Here is a 16,698-nt window from a genome sequence, read left to right as displayed (position 1 = left end):
TAGTTCAACGCGCCGGCGGTTACCGCGCGGGCTGCGCGTTCGTCGCGCCCGCGTCCGCCGCTTCGGCGTCGTCCAGCGGCATCCGGAAACCGACCACGCCGGGATCTTCGGTCCGCGTGATCGTGAAACCGCATGCCTTCGCGAGCGCGATCATCGCGCCGTTCTCGCGCAGCGCCTCGCCGATCAGCCAGTGCGTACCGCGCGCCCGCGCATACGCGATGATCCGCTCCATCAGCAACTGACCGAGCCGCCGGCCCTTCTGGTCCGAGCGCACGGTCACCGCGAATTCGGCCGTCTCGTTGTCGGGATCGGCGACCGCGCGCACCACGCCGAGCGTGCGCTCGACGCCGTCGCCGGTGTCGGCCGTCGCGATCAGCGCCATCTCGCGGTCGTAGTCGATCTGCGTCATGCGCGCGAGTTGCGAATGGTCGAAGGTGCGGACCGCGCCAAAGAAACGCAGACGCAAATCCTCCGGCGTCATCGCCTGCACGAAGTCGCGATGCGCGCTTTCGTCTTCCGGGCGGATCGGCCGCACCGTGATGCGCAGACCCTGCCAGTCGACGGTTTCCTCGAAGCGGCGCGGGTACGGCACGATCGCCAGACGGCTGCGCTGCGCGCCGACCCGCAACACGGGATCGACCACCGTCACGCGGTCGCGATAGACCCGCAGCGCCAGCGTCAAACCAATGATTTCCCGCACGTCGCAGACCGCCTGCGAGAGCGCCGTCAGCGCCGCGAGCGTCGGCTCCGGCGCGACCAGCCGCGCGTAGTGCGAACGCGTGACGATGTCGCGCGCGAGCATCGGATTGAGCGGCGGCAGCCCGTAGACGCGCAACGCGTCGGACACGCCATCGATCGCGGGCGCGGTGAAGCGGAACACGGGGCCGAAGTTGTCGTCGTCGTGGAGTTCGATGGCGATGTCGACGATGGGTTTGAGCGTCGACGTGCTCAGGGGTGCTGCGGCTGCGGCTGCGCCGTCGGCGGTGCTCGCCGCCGCCGCGTTGGTTGCGTGACCCGCGGAGGCATCCGTCGTCGTGCTGCTTGTAGCATTGCGTGCCGCGCCATGTCCCTCGCCCTCCGCCCCCTCCACCCGCAATCCAAAGCGCGCGAGAAACCGCGCCGCCGCCGCCCCCGTCAATTCATGCTCGCCGGCCGCGACCGCCTCGCGAACCTGGGCCAGGGCGGCGTCGATCGCGTCGGGAATCTGCGCGGGCAGCCCCTCCGGCGTCTGCATCAGCAACTCGCGACCCAGCCGGTAATCGACCAGCCGCGCGAACGCGCGCGCGAGCCGCTGCGGCGTCGTGTGCACCGGGATGCCCTGCGCGTGCAGCGCATCGCGCCGCGCCGCATCGACGCCGCCGAAGAAGCACGCGAGCAGCCCGCGATACGCGAAACGGTGGTGGTCGATCAGCGCCTGCGCGACTTCGTCGACCGGCGCGCCGTGGGTCGACGCATGGACCACGAACGCGGTGCCGGTCACGCGATGTTCGGCGAGCAGCTTCAGCGCGGTGCCGAAATGCTCGGGCCGCGCGCCGTCGCCGAGCAGCAGCGGATTGCCGCCGACCGCATGCGGCAGCACCTCGCGCAACGCGTCCGATACGTCCGCGGGCCACGGCGCGAGCAGGCCACCGGCGGCGGCGAACGCGTCGCGCGCGAGCGTCGCGAGGCCGCGGTCGCTGGTGATCAGCGTCGCGGTGCCGCCCGCCGCCACGCGACCGACGCTGAGCGTTTCGATTTCGTCGAGCAGATCGTCGAGCGCATCGACACGCACGAGGCCCGCGCGCCGGAACGCCGCCGTGTAGAGCCCATCGGCGGGATCGTCGCGGCCGGAGCGCAGCGCCAGCACCGGCTTGTTGCGCGCCGCCGCGCGCGCGGCCGACATGAACTTGCGCGCGGCCCGCACGCTGTCGAGTTCGAGCAGGATCGCGCGCGTGCCGGGATCGCTCGCGAGATAGTCGAGCACGTCGCCGGCATCGACGTCGGCCTCGTCGCCGAGCGCGACCGCATGCGAAAAACCGAGCCCGCGCGCTTCGGCCCAACCGAGCACCGCGTTGGTCAGCGCATTCGACTGCGACACCCACGCGACGCCGCCCGCCTTGACCCTGCACGACGGCGCGCCCAGTTGCGCGCCGAGCGCCGGCGACACCACGCCGAGACTGCCCGGCCCGACGATCCGCAGCAAATGCGGCCGCGCCGCCGACAGCGCATGCCGCACCGCGAGCCGATCCTCGTCGCTGCGCGCTTCACCAACCAGGATCGCCGCGCGCGTGCCCATACCGCCGAGTTTGTGGATCAGCGCGGGCCAGCTCGCGGGCGGCGTGCAGATCACCGCTACGGTCGGCGCCTGCGGCAGATCGCCGGCATCGTGGATCACCGCGTGCTCGCCGAGCGTGTCGTACTTCGGATTGACCGGCCACACTGGCCCGTCGAAGCCGCCTTCGAGCACGCGCGCCCACACCATCGCGCCGGTGCTGCCCGGCCGCTCGGACGCGCCGATCACGGCGACGGATTTGGGTCGAAACAGGGCGTCGAGATTGCGGACGGTCACGGGCGCTCCGGGCGGGTTGCGGTTGGAGGAGTAAACCAGCGCCGCGATGGTGCGCGCGGTTACGTCAGCATAGGCGAAGTCCGCGACAGTGGCGTGGAATGCGCGGCCAGACCGGGCTCCAGCCCCGGCGCGACGAGGATTTTGATCTGGCTGCGATCGTTGAGCAGCGCGTCGAATCCTCCTGAGACCGCGTCCTCCAACGTGACCGTCTTCGTGACGATCGACGCCGGGTCGATGACGCCTGCTTCGACCATCCGCAGCAGGTCGTCGTACGCATGCCTATAGCCGACGCTGGTCGTAATGGTCAGTTCGTCATTGACAGCGCGGAATGCGTCGAAGCTCGCATGCGGCATCAGCCCGACCATCACGAGCCGAGCGCCCTTGCGTAAAGCCCTCGATGCGCTCTCGAAGGTACTCGGCAAGCCGGCCGCCTCGAAGCTGACGGCGACGCCGGGACCGCCCGTCGCCGCGCGGATGGCCTCGTTCAATGCGAGCGCGTCGTACGCACGCGCGTCGAACGCGTGAGTCGCCCCCAGCTCGACGGCTTTCGCGAGCCGCTCGGGCGAGACATCGACCGCGACGATCGTCGACGCACCCTGCAGGCGCGCGAGCACCACGAGCAGCAAGCCGATCGGCCCGAGGCCAAACACCGCGCAGGTATCGCCGAGCCGCAGATCGCCACGTCTGAGCGCATGCAACGCCACCGCCGCGGGTTCGAGCACAGCCGCCTGCCGCAGACTGACGGTGTCCGGCAGGCGATAGAGCATGTAAGAAGGTACGACCGCGTAGTCGGCCATCCCGCCGTCGCCCATCAGCCCCGCGAAGCCCATCGACTCGCACAGGTTGTACGACCCAATGCGGCAATACATGCAACGGCTGCACCGATACTCGGGTTCGACCGCGACCCGATCGCCCGCGCGCAGCGTCGTCACGTGGGCGCCGACTTCGACCACCGTGCCGCAGAATTCGTGACCGAGGGTCAAGGGCGCGGTTCGACCCGACAACGCATGCGGCGTCCCGATCGGAATCGCGTGAGGCCCATCGGCATATTCGTGAAGATCGCTGCCGCAGATGCCGCAGTACGCGACCTCGATACGCACCTCGTCGGGTCCCACCTCCGGAATCGCAATATCGACGAGCCGCACGTCGCGCGGCCCAAACCACTGTAATGCCCGCATCAGGAACGCCCTCCCGCGTTTCGCACACCAAGGCTCGCGGCGGCCCGCCCGGCCAACGCGCGGCGATCGAGCACAGCCGGAGCCGTTTCGACCAATCCGAATGAAAGCAGGCAGGCAAGCAGCGCGCCGCCCGACGACATCCACATGGCGACCGACAACCCGTATTTATCCGCTGCCAGGCCGGCGACCGTCGGCGCGAGAAAACCCCCTATCAACTCTCCCGCCCCCATGATGAGACCGAGCGCACTCGCCATCGCGTGGGGCAGCACCGTCTCAGCGGGGATCGTCGCCATGAACAGCGTGAAACATCCGAGGCCGGTATAGGTCAGGAACACCAGCACGCCAAGGGCGTACGCGGAATCGACATAGAGGAGCGAGATCGGACACAGTGCGGCCACCAGCGCGAACAGGATCATCGTCGGCTTACGTCCGATCCGGTCGGAGATCGCTGGCACCACGAAGCCCCAGACCACCCACGCCGCGCCAAGACAGCTCATGACGAGACCCATGTCGGTTGGGGAGAAGTGGCGAGTCGACACCAGAAACGTGGGTGCGAACGAGATGATCACGACGAACCAGGTGAGAAAGAAGCAGCTGATCAGCACACAGAGCAGCACGTTGCGCTCCTTGAGCAGCGCCCAGCGGCTGGTCGCGGGCAGGGTCGACGCCTGCGCGAGTTGCGTTCCACCGGGCGGCTTCTCGCGAACCCAACGCCAGATGCCCCACGCGATCAGAAAACCCGGAATACAGGACACGTAGAACGCTTCGCGCCAGCCGTACGTCGTCGCGATATGGATCACGACCGGCGGCCCGATCATCGCGCCGAGCAGGCCGGCGGCCGATCCCTGCAGAAGCCCCATGTTGAGTCCGCGCCGGCTCGGGGTCGAACTTTCGGCCATCAGCGATTGCGAGAGCGGCAGCACGGGACCTTCGGCGATGCCCATCAGCGCGCGGAACGCCAGCAGCCCAGCAAAGCCGGTGACCATGCCCGAGACCGCCGAGAACACGGAAAATCCCAACACGGCCGCGATCAGCAACGGCTTGCGCGTCCCACGCGCATCGGACCACGCGCCGGTCGCCGCGCCCGACAACGCCCACGTCAGCGCAAGCGCCGAAGACACCATGCCCAGTTGCGCATTCGTTAAATGCAACTCCGCCGACATGAATGGAAAAAGAAACGACAACGCAAGCCGGTCGAAAAAGACAAAGCCGAACGTCAGAAACAGAATCGCGAGGAGCTTGTTCTCGTACGACCACCAGCGTCCCGATGAAGATGTACTTTTCATGTTGGACCTCGACAGGGACGCGCTCGTTAGCGAAACAGTTTTTCGATCGCTTGCGCGCCGAGGCCGACCTTCTCGTAGTGCGCCTTGCACATCGCGATGTACGAATGCACGTCGAAGTAGCCATCCGGCTCGCCTTTTTCGTCGAGCCAGACTAACGGGCCAGTCACGATAAAGAACACGCGCATCGGCTCCGGGTGGTCGAATGCCACGAGCGTGTGGCCTTCGCCGGGCGTCTCGTAGACAAAGTCGCCCTTGGTGGCGGTCCACTCATGTTCCAGATAGCCCCATTTGCCCGAGATCGTGTACGCAAAGACCTCATGTGGGTGGTAATGCCTATTGACCAGGCCTGCACGCCTGGCCATTAATATGTCGCACCATTTATTCTGCGTCGGCGAGATCCACAGCGGACGCGACGAAACCGTCTCGGTAAATGGCACATAAAGTCGCTCATCGTCGCTCGGCGCGTTCTGGATATACGCCTCGGGCAATGCATCCGGTTTAAACGGGTTGGCGATGGGTGCGATGCTTTGCCAGAACTCGGAATTGGCCTTGTCTACCATGGTGTCTCCTCGTTGTTGAATGATCTGGAGGTGACTCTAGCCAGATTCAGCACACGAGGTTTGACCGGGCGGGACGGAAAGATTGACCAGACAGGACATCGGACTCAAACGCGCGCGTGTGAGGGGACAACTTGAGCACATCGACCATTTTTTCGCGCACTCAGGGATCGACAGCCAACGTTCCTGTCGCACAGCGCCTCGAGTACTGGGACGCGTATAACGCGACCGCACTGGTCGGGCTGCGTTGCTCATCGCTCTCGCAACGCGGTCTGCAAGCCACCACGACCAATATCGTGCTGAAGGATCTGTGCCTCGCCGACATCATGGGCAACGATCACATCATCGAGCGCAGTCCCGCGCTCGTTCGGCAATATCCGAAAGACTCCGTGTTCGCGTGCCAGATCGTGCACGGCTCGGCGTACTTCATTCAGAACGAACGCTGCACCCTGATCGACACCGGCGAGACGATCGTCTACGACACGCGCTATCCGTATCTGTTTGGCTTTCTCAGCGAGATGCGTCAGTTTCTGATCGATATACCGGTCAGCGCGTTCGCCGAACGCTTCGGTATCGATCTGTCAGGAGCGCCGCTCAAGCTCACGCGTCACGTCGGCACCGGCGCGATGCTCGGAGCGACACTGCGCTCCACGCTTGACGTTTTTTTTAAAGATCCGGTCAAGGCCGACCTGGGTGCGCTCGTCGATCACGCCGGCGCGTTGCTCGAGGCTATGATCGATTGCGAGATTCATGGCGAGCGCCATTCGCGTTCATCGATGTCATATCTGCTCACGGCACGCCAATATATCGCGCAGCGGCTAGGTGATCCGGAGTTGACGCCGCAGTCCGTGGCAGACGCTGCCGGCATTTCGCTGCGGCATCTGAACAGGATGTTCGCGGCCGAAGATCAATCTATCTCGGCCTATATCTGGTCGAAACGCGCGTCGCACGCTCACGCGGATCTCATGGACCCGATGCTCGCGAAGACTACCGTCAGCGAAATCGGCTTTCGCTGGGGTTTCTCGAGTCAGGCTCACTTCAGTCGTGCGATTCGGGATCGCTTCGGCGCGTCGCCCAACGCGTTGCGTGAAATAGCTGCGGGCTCCTGCAAAGCCCAGTTGCAAACAGGAACGGCGAATTGCTGACGACTGTTGTGACGCCGCCAATGACGTCACAACAGCGCGGTCGAGTCCGTCCCCGCGTTACATCGTCTTCCTGAACGGCGCCCCCGAGTGCTCGCGCAACTCGTTGAACACGATCTTCGGCCACGCCTTCTGCGCGACTTCGATTTCGGACACGTGCGAGGCCAGATAGGTCGGCGCATCGGACGCATCGAGCGCGATCCGTGCCGAGTACGAATCGGTGAAACGGCGCAGCTCGGCCGGGTCGTCGCAGGTCACCCAGCGCGACAGGCGATAACGCGCCGGCGCCATCCGCACGTCGACCTTGTACTCGGTCGACAGACGGTGCGACACCACTTCGAATTGCAGTTGCCCGACCGCGCCGAGAATCATCAGGCCGCCCGCTTCCGGACGGAACACCTGAATCGCGCCCTCTTCGCCCAGCTGCTTCAGCGCTTCGCCGAGCTGCTTCGCGCGCATCGGATCGACCACTTCGACGGTCTGGAAAATTTCCGGCGCGAAGAACGGCAGGCCGACGAATTGCAGCTGCTCGCCTTCGGTCAGCGTATCGCCGAGGCTCAGCGTGCCATGATTCGGAATCCCGATGATGTCGCCCGGATACGCCTCGCTCACCGTCTCGCGGCGCTGCGACAGGAACGTCACCACGTTGTTCGCGCGGAACGACTTGTTCGAGCGCGTGACTTTCACCGCCATGCCGCGCTCGAAACGTCCCGAGCACACGCGAATGAACGCGACGCGGTCGCGGTGCGCAAGGTCCATGTTCGCCTGCACCTTGAACACGACGCCGGTGAACTTCGACTCTTCCGGCAGCACCGGACGCTGCACCGTCATGCGCATCGATGGCGGCGGCGCGAGGTCGACCAGCGCGTCGAGAATTTCCTTCACGCCGAAGTTGTTGATCGCCGAGCCGAACAGCACCGGCGACTGCTGACCGGCGAGGAACTGCTCGCGGTCGAATGCGGGCGTCGCGCCGCTGATCAGATCGATCTCTTCCTTCGCGCGCACCCAGGCGTGGCCGAAGCGGCTCTCGCCGTCTTCGTTGCTCAGCGCCTGCAGCGTTTCCACCGCGCCGCCGGCTGTGTCCTGACCGGCGCGGAACACGCGCACCTGATCGTGCTGGACGTCGTAGACGCCCTGGAACTCCTTGCCCATGCCGATCGGCCACGTGAACGGCACGGCCGACACGCCGAGGTGCTGCTCGATCTCGTCGAGCAGTTCGAGCGGCTCGCGCACTTCGCGGTCGAGCTTGTTGATGAAGGTCACGATCGGCGTCTTGCGGCTGCGGCAGACTTCGAGCAGCTTCAGCGTCTGCGCTTCGACGCCGTTCGCGCCGTCGATCACCATCACGGCGGCGTCGACCGCGGTCAGCACGCGATAGGTGTCTTCGGAGAAGTCTTCGTGGCCCGGCGTGTCGAGCAGGTTGATCACGCAGTCGCCGTACTCGAACTGCATCACCGAGCTCGCGACCGAAATGCCGCGCTGCTTTTCGATCTCCATCCAGTCGGAGGTCGCGTAGCGATTGCTCTTGCGGCCCTTGACGGTACCGGCGATCTGGATCGCGCCCGAGAACAGCAGCAGTTTTTCGGTGAGCGTGGTCTTACCCGCGTCCGGGTGGGAAATGACCGCGAAGGTGCGGCGGCGTTTGAGTTCGGAGACTGACATCGGGTCTGGCGGTCACGGAAAGGGGTTCGGGCAATTCCCGGCGGCCTCGGGAGGCCGGGGTGCCGCGCGGGGCGCGGCGTCGGGCTGCGGAAGTCGGGCGCGGGGCGGATCGACCGACACGCTCGCCGCGTCGAACACGGCTTGCGGACGGGGTCACGACCCTCGGGTCGACAGCACGGGAATCGCCAGCGCAGAACAGCGCAAGGTGCGAATGATACACGTCCGGGCCGCCGACAGCCCGAGAAAGCGCGTTTGGTCCGGCTCCCCAGCGACGGTCCCGCCCAGCCGGCGGACGCTCGCGGCCAAAGGTGAGCGTTTTCGGGAGTTGCGGCGCTGAGCCGTGGTACGCGCCGAAAGGTGAGGCGCGCGAAGCGCGTGCGCGCACCGGCTCTCGCAAGCGGGGCTCAAAAGCGTGCGCGGGAAAGGAGCTGCCCAAACCCGGCGTAACGACCGGTCCCGGCGCCGCTCGACGCCTGGAAACACCCGCCGGCAAAGGCTGACGCGGGTTTCAGCCAACGCGCGCGCAACCGCGCGAACTCGCGGCATGCCACTCGCGCGGCGGTGCGTCGCAGGATAAAACCTGGCTCACCGAAGCAACCCGACGACATTCGCCTACGACCGCAAACGTTGCGTCGCGGGTCGGCGCGCGATCCAAAGGTGAGCGTTTTCGGGACTCGCGTAACGGTGCGGCAAAGGCCGGACGGCGCATCACGTCAGGGAATTCCGCCGTGAGAGACGGCTTGATGGCTTAACGGCCGGCGGGGAAACGCAACCGACATCGCGCGACGACGCGTCACGCCGGCGCGGGCCTCGGCGAGCCTGCCGGTCCAACGAGCTCTCGCGGTCCTCAAGGGCACTCGGGGCGCGCCCGGTCCGTGGCGGACGCTCACCGGCGCCGCCCCGCTCAGCCTTCGATCAGAAAACGCTCCCGATTCTTCCCCGCCAGCCACGTCGGCGAGCGGCCGCGCCCGCTCCACGTCTCGCCGGTCTTCGGATTGCGGTATTTCGCGACCGACGTCGACGCCGCCTTGCGACGCGGCTTCGGCGAGGCGCTCGTGAAGCCGAGTTCCTCGGCGGTCAGATCGTATTCGGCGATCTTTTCTTTGATATCGGCGATTGCCTGCGCGATTTCCTTCTCGCGGGCCACAGCGACTTCCTTGTGGAGTTTTTCGAGTTGCGCAGTCAACTGTTTATAAGAGGCCATGCCGGTTGCTCCCCCATCGGTTTGGACGAACTGCCATGAACTGCAGTGCGGACACTATCAGACGAATAATTCACAGGATAGTGAATCGCGCGACCAAGTGCATGCGCGGCGCATGCGCTCAGTCGTCGATCGCATCGTAGACGCGGCGTTCGAAGTCGATGGTCATCGGGAACGGGTCGATCGAGCGGCGCTGGATCAGCATCACGCCGATCAGGTTCTCGACCGGGTCGGCGAACCAGCTCGTGCCGTACGCGCCCGGCCAGCCGAACGAGCCGAGCGAGCGATAGCCGAGCGGCAGCTGCTGCGCCGGATCGTCGACGATCGACAATCCCAGGCCGAAGCCCTGACCGGCCCAGATCACGTGGCCGAAAGCGGGCAGGCGGCGCTGATCGCGGCTCAGGAAATTGCTGCGCATCAGGTCGACCGAGCGATGCGACAGCAGACGCGTCGCGCCGACCCGCCCGCGTCCGAGCAGCAGCTGCGCGAATTGCAGATAGTCCTCGGCGGTCGACACGAGGCCGCCGCCGCCGCTCTGGAAACGCCGCGGATTGGCCCAGCGGCTGGTCGCCGGATGATCCTCGACCACGCGCCGCCGCGTGCCGGGATCGACGTTGTAGGCGGCGGCCAGACGCGCGAGTTGCGTGTCGGGCACCCAGAACGCGGTGTCGCGCATGCCGAGCGGCTCGAAAATGCGCGTACGGAAAAACTCGCCGAGCGGCATGCCGCTCACGCGTTCGATCAGTACGCCAAGTACGTCGGTCGCGACGCCGTAGTGCCAGCGCGTGCCCGGCTGGAACATCAGCGGCAACGCGGCAATGCGCGCGAGCCACGCGCTGGTGTCGCCGGTCGCCTCGAAGCCGTTGAAGGCGGCCGCGTACGCTTCGGCAAGCGGCCCGGTCGCCGTGAAGTGATACGCGAAACCCGCGCGATGCGTGAGCAGGTCGAGCACGGTCAGCGGCGCGCGGATCGGGTCGGTGTCGTCGAGCGAGCCGGTCGGGTCGCGCAGCACGCGCGGCGCCGCGAATTCGGGTAGCCACAGCGAGATGGGGGTGTCGAGCGCGAGGCGGTCTTCCTCGATCAGCATCATGATCGCGGCGCTCGTGACCGGCTTGGTCATCGACGCGATGCGAAACAGCGTGTCGCGCTCCATCGGCAATTGGCTGGCCTCGTCGCGCAGGCCGAGCGGCTCGAAGTAGCCGATCTCGCCGCGCCGCCATATCAGCGACACCACGCCCGCGACGTCTCCCCGCTCCACGTAGCCCTGCATCACGTTGGTCAACGCGGCCAGCCGGCTCGCGGCAAATCCTGCTCTCTGCATGTTGGTCCTGTGTCGGTGAAGGCAAATCGCCGGAGCGCGGGATTCGGATACCGCCCAACCCGAATCCGACCGACGAAGCGTACGCGACAATTTTTCTTATTGCCGGGATTTAATACCGATATTAGGCTTTCTGCCGTTTTTCCAATGCGCACAGCGCGGCATCCAGCCGTTTGACGCGAGTCACCTGCGCCGGAACGATAACCGCGTCCGAAACCAGTTCGATGCGGCTACGCCAATAAGATAGCGGAATCCGGTCTTCAGCCGAAATATGGGAAATGACCTGCTCCAGGTGCTGAATATCTTTTTCGAGCTGCTGATGATTCATTGCTTTCCCCGGGATTCTATTGAATTAATGTCGAAGCAAAAAAATCGAAAGCACGGCAAGCACACCGGCCTGGGTAAGCCGATGCAACGCCTGCCGGGAGCGGAAAAACCTTTCTGGGACATCCCCCGCACCGGAAAAACCGGCAAGATCTGCTTGCCGTAGTCAAGTCTCCAACGTTTTGAAAAGAGTACCGCGTCCAAACTTCGCGTTCCGTTAGCTGGCGCACCGACTTCGCATAACGTAAAAATGGATACCGATTATTCATCTGTCGGGAAAAATGAATCGAACGTGCTTTCGGCTTACGAATAGATCCCGCCTTAACCAATCTGCATGCTAACCGATCTGGCGGACGCACATTACGCGCAGGCATTTATGACAGCCATGTGCTTATTGGAATGACACGAACGGCTAATTAGCCAGATTAGCGTGGGGCGGTCGATTGGGACGATTTGGACGATTGGAAGTCGCCGCGTCGGCACGTCATTGCGTCATTTGCGTTAGCGCAAATGGGAAGGGGCTCGAATGGCGAAAAGAGCGCGATGCCGGCAGGGCACGGCTTGAGTGCATGGGCGAACGCGTCCGGAACCTCTTCGGAACGCGCTCAGGACCGGCTTACTTCGCGGCTGCGCGGCACGCGTAGATCAGGCTCAGCGTGCCGCTTTCGCTGGACTGGCGCACGACGTCGTAGCCGCCATTGCAACTGGCGGTGGCCTGCTGCGAGCAGGAGTCGGAGCCGACCGGGCATTGCACGAGCGTGGTCGCGCGGCCGTCCGACAGGAACAACGGCGCGCTGCTGCTGCAGCCGCCGAGCGCGACGACCGCGCCGGTGGCAACGAGCAGGCTCGAGCGGCGCGCGAAGAAGGAAAGACTGCGTTTCATTGAAAGCCCCGGACACGTCTTGTTGTTCGATCCCGCGATTGTGCCACGCGACACCTGTACTGCGTCGATCGGGACGGCACGGCCGGACCGGGCCGGCGGCCGGGGGCGGCTCACACCTCGATACCGTGCGCGGCGATCTTCTTGTACAGCGTCGCGCGGCCCATGCCGATCTGTTTCGCAGTGTCAATCACGCGGCCGCCGTTGGCGCGCAACGCGTCGCTGAGGAAGCACTTTTCGTAGGCGGCCATCGCGTCGCTCCACGACGCGGGTTCGGCGGCGGCGACATCCACGCCCACGCTCGCCGGTGGCTGCCCGAGTGTCCGGGCTTGCGTCGCCGCCAGTCCGCCGCCCTGCCCCGAGCCGATAAACGGCGCGAGCGCCCGCGCGTCGATGCGCTCGCTGTCGGACAGCATCACCGCGCGCTCCAGCGTGTTGCGCAACTCGCGCACGTTGCCCGGCCAGTCGTACGCGCACAGCAGCTGCAACGCATCGTCGTGCAACTCGAAGTGAGCGCCGCCGCGTGTCTGCACGGCCAGCTCCTCCAGCATCGCGTAAGCGAGCGCCTCGATGTCGGACGCACGCTCGCGCAACGCGGGCGCGCGGATCGTCAGCACGTTGAGCCGATAAAACAGGTCCGCGCGAAATCGCCCGGCGGCCACTAGCGCCGGCAGATCGGCCGAGGTTGCGGCGATGATCCGCACATCCGCACGCACGATCCAGTTCGAGCCGAGCGGCTCGAACTCCGTGTCCTGCAGCACGCGCAGCAGCTTGCCCTGCAACGGCAGCGGCATATCGCCGATTTCGTCGAGAAACAGCGTGCCGCCGTTGGCGAGTTCGAACTTGCCGACGCGGCCTTTGCGATCCGCGCCGGAATGCACCTCAGGATGCGCGCCGGGCGCGGCGCCGAAGAATTCGACTTCGAGCTGCGCCTCGGGAATCGCCGCGACGTTGACGCTTACGAGGGGCTCCCGCGCGCGCGCCGAGCTTGCGTGGATCGCGTGCGCGAGCAGCTCCTTGCCGGTGCCGGATTCGCCGAGCAGCAGCACCGGCGCTTCGAGTTGCGCGGCGCGGCGCGCCTGACGCTTCACTTCGAGCGCCGCCGCGCTGGTGCCGACGAAACTGCCGAACGTGTAGCGCGCGCGGCGCGCCTGCGCGAGCGACTGGCGCGCAGCGATCAGCTCCTGCTGAAGCCGCGAGTACTGCGCAAACAGCGGCGTCAGCGCCTTCAGTTCGTCGTAAAGCGCGAAGCCGACCGCGCCGATCGTCGCGCCGGCATCGTCCTTTAACGGCAGACGCGTGACGACGAGCGGCTCGCGGTCGGTCTCCATGATGTCGAGCAGAATCGGCCTGCCGGTGGTCACGACCTCGCGCATCAGGCTGTTCGGAATCACCGCCTCGCAGTCGCGGCCGATTGCCTGCTGCGGATCCGCGAAACCGAAGCGTGCCGCGTAGCGCTTGTTGATCCACACGACGCGCGCGTCCGCATCGACGATGAACGTGCCTTCGCTGAAGTTTTCGAAGGTGCGAAACAGCGAATCCATCGCGCGACGCAGCACGTCGCCATAGATGGCGGGCAAGCCCGCCCAGTCGGTCATCATTCTGTCGCTGTCTCCGCTTATCGTTGTGATTATCGCAGTCTCCATCAATGGACGAATTTATCTCTAAATTGAGACCACCGACAAGCCTTCCGCCGCGCTTTATTTCTCGATACTTACCCTGGTTTTAGCCCGACTTCCACGCAAGAAAGTCCCGTTCTGGAGACGTTTGGGTACAATCGGCCGCGCTGCTTTTCAGCACCACGGGCGGCCGAGGCCCAGGCCGCCGCGCTTTGCCGACCGCGCCGTCGACGTGGCATGGAATCTGCATTTTGTCCGCGCCGCGTCGTCGCATGCCTGGACGGCAAATAGGTAGAACAACCAGGTTTTGGAGACTCAATGTCCTTTCTCATCGTCCTCGCCGCGCTGGCGTTTCTGATGTTTGCCGCGTATCGCGGCTACAGCGTCATCCTGTTCGCGCCGATCGCGGCGCTCGCCGCCGTCCTGCTCACGGAACCCGCCGCGGTCGCGCCGGTTTTCACGAGCATCTTCATGGACAAGATGGTCGGCTTCGTGAAGCTGTACTTCCCGGTGTTCCTGCTCGGCGCCGTATTCGGTAAGGTCATCGAACTATCGGGCTTCTCCGAGTCGATCGTCGCGGCCGCGATCCGTTATATCGGCCGCTCGCGCGCGAATGCGGTGATCGTCGCGGTGTGCGCGCTGCTCACGTACGGCGGCGTGTCGCTGTTCGTGGTGGTGTTCGCGGTCTATCCGTTCGCGGCCGAGCTGTATCGCCAGAGCAATATTCCGAAGCGGCTGATGCCCGGCGCGATCGCGCTCGGCGCGTTCTCGTTCACGATGGACTCGCTGCCCGGCACGCCGCAGATCCAGAACATCATCCCGACCACGTTCTTCAAGACCACGTCATGGGCCGCACCGACGCTGGGCGTGATCGGCTCGGTGTTCATCATCGTGGTCGGCCTGAGCTATCTGGAATGGCGCCGGCGCGCCGCGATGGCAAGCGGCGAGGGCTACGGCACCGAGCTCGTCAACGAACCGGAGCGCGTCGAGTCGCAGCAACTGCCGCATCCGCTGCTGGCGGTCGCGCCGCTGATCGTGGTCGGCGTCGCGAACTTTCTGCTGACGCGCTGGATTCCGAACTGGTACGGCCCGACCTTCACGATCACGCCCGACATCCTGCCGGGCCTGCACGCGCCGGTCGAAACGACCGTCAAGACCGTGGTCGCAATCTGGGCCGTGCAGGGCGCGCTGCTGCTCGGCATCGTGATGGTCGTGGCGACCGCGTTCCGCCGTGTCAGCACGCGCTTCGCGGTCGGCACCAAGGCGGCGGTGGCGGGCGCGCTGCTGGCGTCGCTGAATACCGCGTCGGAATACGGCTTCGGCGGCGTGATCGCCGCGCTGCCGGGCTTTCTCGTGGTCAGCAACGCGCTGAAGAGCATTCCGAATCCGCTCGTCAACGCGGCGGTCTCGGTCAGCACGCTCGCGGGCATCACGGGTTCGGCGTCGGGCGGCATGAGCATCGCGCTCGCGGCGATGTCGGATCTGTTCATCAAGGGCGCGGAAGCCGCGCACATTCCGCTCGAAGTGCTGCATCGCGTGGTCGCGATGGCGAGCGGCGGGATGGACACGCTGCCGCACAACGGCGCGGTGATTACACTGCTGGCGGTGACGGGCCTCACGCATCGGCAGTCGTATCGCGACATCTTCGCGGTGACGGTCATCAAGACGATGGCGGTGTTTTTCGTGATCGCGGTGTATTACGTGACGGGCGTGGTTTGAGGACTTGAGTTGCGAAATACCCATGCATAGGGGCCTCCGTGCCCCTATGCGTGAAAGATCGCAAAGGACCCTCTTTGAGAAAAATAAACGATGCCGGCAACTCCGAAAAGTTGACGCAACGTTTTTTCAGTCATGCATACTTGTCCGGCCAATAACAAAGACCGGAGGCACGCATGTCCAATTCCCGACAACCGCATGCCCACAACGCGGCGCATTTACCCCAGTTAATCCGGCGTTTTACCCTGGTAGCCCTGACGACCGCCGCCGTCCCCACCCTCGCAACGGGGGCGACCGGATGCGGTTTCGATAGCTCGACACTCCAATTCTCGGGCACGCGCCTCGAACAGGCGAAATGCCTTCTGCAACCGGACGAAAACGATCACCAGGCCCCTGCCAGAGGCGCATCGTTACCCGCGCCACTCGAGTCGCTCATGACTCGGGAATTCACCCTGGACACGGAAAAGTTTCGATCTTATCTCCACGCTCACGGAATAAGCGAAAACGACATCGGTGGCCCGCTCGATCAACCTGTTTCCCACTCCTTGGCGAACGGTCATCCTGCGGCTAGATACTTCGTTATTCACGACACGAGTCTTAACGTGTGCACGCAGACCGGGAAATTTTCCGGATCCGACTCTCCGTCTGCGTCCTCGAATCTCAAGCAACGATGGCAAGACAGCGAAGAGGCGCATCTATTTATCACGCGCGACGGTAAATCGATCCGCCCACAAGGGCGTGATTTTTCGGTGCCATGGAGAGCGACAAAGTTGGAGCACGTTGTCGGCCAACGCGCGCGCGGCATTTTCCTGCATGTAGAGAATGTCCAGCTGCGAGCGGTCGATCTGCGTCCCGGAGAATCGCCATTAAACGGGAAAGGCGATTGTCGAAATGACCGGATCGCACAAACGCCCGGCTTCACCGATGCGCAATATGACCGGCTTGCTCTGGCTTACCTGGACGCCAGCTCACGCGCGCGGCAGTGGCTTGTGCCCGCATACCACGTCGCCATCGACCGCGGTATAGCCGATGGTCACGACGATCCGCGTAATTTCGATCTTGCCCGCTGGGGACGCGCTGTTTGCGAGAAGCTCGTCGCACTCGGAGAAAAGTGCGAATAGTCGTCGCTTCTACTGCTGATTTTTTGCTGCAGCCGGTTTAGTAGGTACTGACGTACAACCAGCGATCAAAAGGCAGAGAAAAGCGAGAACGCCACGCAATTTCGGAATCAAGAGAATATTCTCCGGCTTGGCAGGCACCGTCACAC

At 64.8% G+C, this 16,698-nt stretch carries 14 protein-coding genes; 4 read left to right on the top strand and 10 right to left on the bottom strand.

Annotated elements, in window-relative coordinates:
- Positions 1–19: 19 nt before the first annotated feature.
- From HHL14_RS11720 to HHL14_RS11705, 4 genes are read right to left on the bottom strand one after another with little or no spacing between them, the layout of a single operon-like run.
- Positions 20–2,548, bottom strand: coding sequence for a GNAT family N-acetyltransferase (locus tag HHL14_RS11720; protein ID WP_169497769.1), 2,529 nt, complete (start codon positions 2,546–2,548; stop codon positions 20–22).
- Positions 2,549–2,607: 59 nt separating this feature from the next.
- Positions 2,608–3,726, bottom strand: a complete 1,119-nt coding sequence (locus HHL14_RS11715) for a 2,3-butanediol dehydrogenase (protein ID WP_169497768.1) — start codon at positions 3,724–3,726, stop codon at positions 2,608–2,610.
- Positions 3,726–5,012, bottom strand: coding sequence for an MFS transporter (locus HHL14_RS11710; protein ID WP_169497767.1), 1,287 nt, complete (start codon positions 5,010–5,012; stop codon positions 3,726–3,728). Before HHL14_RS11710 ends, HHL14_RS11715 begins: the two co-directional genes overlap by 1 nt.
- Before the next feature lie 26 nt (positions 5,013–5,038).
- The gene (locus tag HHL14_RS11705; protein ID WP_169497766.1) at positions 5,039–5,572 is read right to left on the bottom strand and encodes a 2,4'-dihydroxyacetophenone dioxygenase family protein; all 534 of its coding nucleotides are present in this window, start codon (positions 5,570–5,572) and stop codon (positions 5,039–5,041) included.
- A 131-nt stretch (positions 5,573–5,703) separates the two neighbouring features.
- On the opposite strand from HHL14_RS11705, the gene HHL14_RS11700 reads away from it, so the two are divergent.
- Positions 5,704–6,714, top strand: coding sequence for a helix-turn-helix domain-containing protein (locus HHL14_RS11700; protein ID WP_169497765.1), 1,011 nt, complete (start codon positions 5,704–5,706; stop codon positions 6,712–6,714).
- 57 nt (positions 6,715–6,771) lie between these two features.
- On the opposite strand, the gene HHL14_RS11695 is transcribed toward HHL14_RS11700, so the two are convergent.
- The 4 genes from HHL14_RS11695 to HHL14_RS11680 all read right to left on the bottom strand — a co-directional run bounded on the left by HHL14_RS11695 (position 6,772) and on the right by HHL14_RS11680 (position 11,220).
- Positions 6,772–8,373 carry a peptide chain release factor 3 gene (locus HHL14_RS11695; protein WP_169497764.1) on the bottom strand — a complete coding sequence of 534 codons (1,602 nt, stop codon included), beginning with the start codon at positions 8,371–8,373 and terminating at the stop codon, positions 6,772–6,774.
- Between the two features lie 904 nt (positions 8,374–9,277).
- Positions 9,278–9,577 (bottom strand): H-NS histone family protein, encoded by a 300-nt coding sequence (locus HHL14_RS11690; protein ID WP_169497763.1) that lies wholly within the window; start codon positions 9,575–9,577, stop codon positions 9,278–9,280.
- A 118-nt stretch (positions 9,578–9,695) separates the two neighbouring features.
- Positions 9,696–10,895 (bottom strand): serine hydrolase domain-containing protein, encoded by a 1,200-nt coding sequence (locus HHL14_RS11685; RefSeq protein ID WP_169497762.1) that lies wholly within the window; start codon positions 10,893–10,895, stop codon positions 9,696–9,698.
- A 121-nt stretch (positions 10,896–11,016) separates the two neighbouring features.
- Complete coding sequence (locus HHL14_RS11680; RefSeq protein ID WP_169497761.1) at positions 11,017–11,220, bottom strand: hypothetical protein; 204 nt, start codon at positions 11,218–11,220, stop codon at positions 11,017–11,019.
- 27 nt (positions 11,221–11,247) lie between these two features.
- On the opposite strand from HHL14_RS11680, the gene HHL14_RS33575 reads away from it, so the two are divergent.
- The gene (locus HHL14_RS33575) at positions 11,248–11,382 is read left to right on the top strand and encodes a hypothetical protein (protein WP_268966608.1); all 135 of its coding nucleotides are present in this window, start codon (positions 11,248–11,250) and stop codon (positions 11,380–11,382) included.
- 450 nt (positions 11,383–11,832) lie between these two features.
- Here the strand turns inward: HHL14_RS33575 and HHL14_RS11675 are convergent, their stop codons facing one another.
- A complete protein-coding gene (locus HHL14_RS11675; protein WP_169497760.1) occupies positions 11,833–12,099 on the bottom strand; it encodes a hypothetical protein in 267 nt (88 codons plus the stop codon).
- 110 nt (positions 12,100–12,209) lie between these two features.
- Positions 12,210–13,697: a sigma-54 interaction domain-containing protein gene (locus tag HHL14_RS11670; protein WP_169497759.1), complete on the bottom strand. Its 1,488-nt coding sequence runs from the start codon at positions 13,695–13,697 to the stop codon at positions 12,210–12,212.
- 336 nt (positions 13,698–14,033) lie between these two features.
- Here HHL14_RS11670 and HHL14_RS11665 point away from each other — a divergent pair, with 336 nt between their 5' ends.
- A complete protein-coding gene (locus tag HHL14_RS11665; protein WP_169497758.1) occupies positions 14,034–15,434 on the top strand; it encodes a GntP family permease in 1,401 nt (466 codons plus the stop codon).
- Between the two features lie 173 nt (positions 15,435–15,607).
- The gene (locus HHL14_RS11660; RefSeq protein WP_230412999.1) at positions 15,608–16,552 is read left to right on the top strand and encodes a hypothetical protein; all 945 of its coding nucleotides are present in this window, start codon (positions 15,608–15,610) and stop codon (positions 16,550–16,552) included.
- Positions 16,553–16,698 lie beyond the last annotated feature (146 nt).

This window comes from Paraburkholderia antibiotica, from assembly GCF_012927125.1.
Classification (GTDB): domain Bacteria; phylum Pseudomonadota; class Gammaproteobacteria; order Burkholderiales; family Burkholderiaceae; genus Paraburkholderia; species Paraburkholderia antibiotica.
Note: the sequence above shows the minus strand (reverse complement) of the source record. Positions and strands in the feature narration are given on the sequence as shown.